A 1,937-nucleotide genomic window follows, 5' to 3' on the forward strand; every position below is an offset into this window, starting at 1 on the left:
TGGTGAAATTGTGAGAGTAAGCAAGCAAATAATTATTGCATTATTGGGGCGTTGCAACAAACAAAGGTTGACTTATTGGTTGGTGAGCACAATGTCACCATATCACCAAGTAACCAACAAACCAAGTAATAGACAAATAATGTAATAAGTAATTAACCATTAAAAAAATTGCAGTTATGAAGAAAAAGCCAGTATTTGTTGCAGTAAGCAACCAGAAAGGTGGAGTTGGTAAAAGTACAATGTTGGTAGCCCTTGCCAGCCTCCTGAACTATACGATGGATAAGAGTGTAGCCATCGTGGATTGTGATGCTACCCAGCGTAGCCTTTATAATCTCCGCGAACGAGACAAGGAGATGGTGGAGAAAAACAAGAGGTATATGACGCTTCTTGAAGAGCAAAGACTTCGAGGTTGTAAGATTTATCCTATCAAAAGGGTAAGGCCCGAAGAGGCCCGCGCCACAGCGGGAGAGTTTGCTGAAACTGGAGAGTATGACATCATTTTTATTGACCTCCCAGGTTCTATGGATGTCCCCGGAGTTTTACAGACCATTTTCAATGTGGATTATGTATTGACTCCCATTGCTGCCGACAACTTTGTAATGGATAGCAGTTTCAGCTTCGCAAGCAGTGTGGTGAGATTCTTGGCAGAAAAGAAAGGCATTCCGCTTAAGGACATCTATATGTTCTGGACGAAGGTAAAGCGAAGGAGCAATGTGGAGGTACTCAAGAACTATTCGGAGTTGATGGAGAAGACAGGATTAAAAGTACTGAAATCAAGTATACCTGAACTTTGCCGATACGAGAAGGAGTTATCGATGTCGTCCCGTACCTATTTCCGATGTTCGCTGTTGCCTCCTCCTGCGGGGCAACTCAAAGGAAGCGGATTACAGGAACTTGCCAATGAACTTCTTGAAATACTTAAACTGAAATAACTATGGCAAAGAAGAGCGTAAAAGTCGATGAGGATCTTATAAGGGGGTATATGGCAGGGCGGGAACCTGATAATGTTTCTAAGAATGAAACTTCTGTACAGGAGATTCTGAATGAAGCCATAACCACCGAGGAAGAACCTGTTGAAGAGGTGGTGCAAGAAAAGCCCAAGCCTCGCAAAAAAAAGGAAGAGAGCAACTATAGACAGAAGTATTTGATGAATACACCGATGTCGGGGCGTGTTCAAGTGTATCTGAACCGTCAGCTATACGAGCAAATCAAGAACTTTTTGCCCGTGATTGCTCCAGAGACCAGCATTGCAAGCTATCTCAGTAACATTATAGCAGAGCATATAGAACTTAACATTGAGGAGATAACTCAACTTTATAAAGAACGATTTTCACCACCTAAAATTTAACAACTATGACAACAACCATTTTTTATTTATCAGTTAAGGCAGTATCAGCAACCTATATATTATACAAAGTATGGAATATGATTTTCAGTCAGCGAATGTATGACTTCTGGAATATGTTACACAATTGGGCTCGTATTGCCCGTATCAGATTGTGGAAGTATCGAAAGAAACGGATGGAAGAGAAAGCGAGGAAGGACAGGCGAAAAGCCAGAATGCAAAGACCTATGTTGCAGAAGGTACAGTCTGAAGAGCAAGCATTTCAACCTTCATCTTATTCTGATTTGGAAGCTCAAGCAATAGTAGAGGAACTTGCCAAGAGATTTGAAGACACTTCACAAGATGAAACATTGAAGTCACCCGTAGAAGAAAAGCCTAAGCCTAAAATTAAGCCTGTGGTTTTTGATGACCCGAATGAGGTTATGGGAAAGTCCAATATCATCTATTATGAAGACCCTGAAGTCGCTCGCAAGACTCCGACACGCTCAATAGAGTTGAAGCAGGTTGAGTTACCTGTTGATGAGGATGTCAATCCGGAAGATGTAGAGGATAATTTTGTACCGCAGAAAAGATTGTCGCAAGAGGATATGAA

At 41.5% G+C, this 1,937-nt stretch carries 3 protein-coding genes; all 3 read left to right on the forward strand.

Going from position 1 to position 1,937, the window contains the following annotated elements; genetic code table 11:
* Window positions 1-176 precede the first annotated feature (176 nt).
* Complete coding sequence (locus NW211_RS13720) at window positions 177-932, forward strand: ParA family protein (protein ID WP_005794037.1); 756 nt, start codon at window positions 177-179, stop codon at window positions 930-932.
* Between the two features lie 2 nt (window positions 933-934).
* The gene (locus tag NW211_RS13725; RefSeq protein WP_007664664.1) at window positions 935-1,348 is read left to right on the forward strand and encodes a DUF3408 domain-containing protein; all 414 of its coding nucleotides are present in this window, start codon (window positions 935-937) and stop codon (window positions 1,346-1,348) included.
* A gap of 5 nt (window positions 1,349-1,353) precedes the next feature.
* Window positions 1,354-1,937, forward strand: a 584-nt coding sequence (locus NW211_RS13730; protein ID WP_258328253.1) for a DUF4122 domain-containing protein, incomplete at its 3' end; no start/stop codon positions are given.

It is taken from the genome of Barnesiella sp. ET7, from assembly GCF_024733785.1.
Lineage (GTDB): Bacteria > Bacteroidota > Bacteroidia > Bacteroidales > Barnesiellaceae > Barnesiella > Barnesiella merdigallinarum.